The sequence below is a fragment of the Shewanella sp. SM101 genome, assembly GCF_025654465.1.
GTDB lineage: Bacteria > Pseudomonadota > Gammaproteobacteria > Enterobacterales > Shewanellaceae > Shewanella > Shewanella oncorhynchi.
The window spans coordinates 1-1,424 of the sequence record NZ_JAKKRH010000117.1 but is presented as its reverse complement, the minus strand read 5'-3'; the positions used below and the strand labels follow the sequence as shown (position 1 = coordinate 1,424).

Sequence of the window (1,424 nt, the reverse complement as noted above, 5' to 3'; positions counted from 1 at the left end):
GCGTAATGCCGATCAGTTAAGACAGATCGCTTGACGATCTCGCTGAAAAGATCAAAATCCGATGACCTCATGTCATCGGATTTTTTTATGCAACTCTCAGAAGCACTCGCCCGTACTCATATTACCCGCCTAACCGAATTCACCTGCTTAGCAGATGTGTTAGAACCTGAGTTAATTCAATCTTGCCTAGACTCTCAGGGCGTTGCGACGTTAAGACGGCGTAAATTGCCGATGGACGCGATGATTTGGGCCGTTATCGGAATGGCTTTGTTCCGAGGGGAATCTGTTCGGTCACTCATCAACAAACTCGACATTGTTTTGCCGCAAGAGATTGATTATGTTGCACGCAGCGCCGTGACTCAGGCGCGTAAACGATTGGGCAGTGAGGTTATTAGAGAAGTATTTAGTCGCAGCGCCAATACCTGGCACGCGAGAGCTGAACATCCTCATTGGTGCGGCCTTAACTTGTATGGTGTTGACGGTGTAGTGTGGCGGACACCCGATAGTGTCCAAAATCAAGCCGCCTTTGCGCGTACCGCAAACGCTTCAGGCGAAGCTGCTTATCCGCAAATTCGCATGGTTTGCTTGATGGAATTAAGCAGCCATTTATTGGTCAACAGCGCCTTTGATTCGGTTGCCGAAAATGAAATGAACTTAGCGTCCCAGCTCATTCCTAGCATTCCCAATCACAGMCTAACCCTATTTGACCGAGGATTTTACTCGCTCGGCCTGCTGCACGCTTGGCAGCAAGCGCAACCTGATAGCCACTGGTTGTTGCCACTGAAGAAAGGCACTCAATATGAAGTAGTGCGAACGCTGGGGAAACATGACCAGTGGGTGAAACTCACCACGACACCTCAAGCCAGAAAGAAATGGCCGCAGCTCCCTGAAACTCTTGAAGCGCGTTTATTGACTAAGATAGTGAAAGGTAAGTCAGTCGCCATTTTGACCTCGTTGACAGACCCGATGCGTTACCCCAGCGAAGACATCGTCGACTTATATGCCCATCGATGGGAAATCGAACTGGGCTATAGAGAGATGAAACAACATCTACTGGAGAGCCGTTTTACGCTCCGCAGTCAACTACCGGAGCTGGTGACTCAAGAGTTATGGGGCGTGCTACTGGCCTATAATCTCATTAGATATAAGATGTTGCTGATGGCTAAAAGCTTGCCATCGGTCCATCCCAATCAACTGAGTTTTCGGGATGCGGCGAGTTATATCATCTTCAAGTTGACACAACTGTCATCACAAACACCGGGGAATGTCCCGAGAGACGTATTGGATATAGAACGAAATGCACGGCAATTTAAGCTGGATGGTAAACGGGAAAGGGCATATCCACGAGTCCTTAAAATGAGCAAAAACAAGTTCCCGGTTAGAGCAAAGAAAAATGCCGTTCACTCTTAAGTGAACGGCATTAC

1 protein-coding gene is annotated in these 1,424 nt (G+C 48.3%); it reads left to right on the top strand.

Annotated elements, in window-relative coordinates; all coding sequences use genetic code 11:
* Window positions 1–87 precede the first annotated feature (87 nt).
* Window positions 88–1,410, top strand: coding sequence for an IS4-like element ISSba6 family transposase (locus L5M38_RS24110; protein ID WP_263180546.1), 1,323 nt, complete (start codon window positions 88–90; stop codon window positions 1,408–1,410).
* The last annotated feature ends 14 nt before the right edge of the window (window positions 1,411–1,424 follow it).